The 275-nt window shown below is 68.7% G+C and carries 1 pseudogene; it reads right to left on the bottom strand.

Annotated elements, in window-relative coordinates:
- Positions 1–275 (bottom strand): annotated as a pseudogene (locus SB756_RS29850) (sensor histidine kinase); the annotation flags it as partial.

Below are 275 nucleotides of genomic sequence, written 5' to 3'. Positions count from 1 at the left end.
ATGCTGGCCGACATGGTGCCCAGAGCCGAGAGCTTGCCGGCCTGGACCAGGTTGTCCTGGGCCCGCACCAGTTCCTGCTGGGCGGTTTCGCGCTCCAGCACTTCCTGCTTCAGGCGCCGGTTGAGGCTTTCCAGGTCGCTGGTGCGCTCGGCCACACGCATCTCCAGCTCGCGCCGCGCCTTGGCTTCGAAGGCGATCCGCTCCACGTAGTGGCGGCGGCGCTGCATCATCAGGCCGAGCAACAGCATCAGCACCAGCAGCGCGGCGGCGCCCAC

The organism is Pseudomonas sp. SIMBA_068 (genome assembly GCF_046534705.1).
GTDB lineage: Bacteria > Pseudomonadota > Gammaproteobacteria > Pseudomonadales > Pseudomonadaceae > Aquipseudomonas > Aquipseudomonas putida.
The sequence above is the reverse complement of the archived record's forward strand: the minus strand, read 5'-3'. Positions and strand labels throughout refer to the sequence as shown.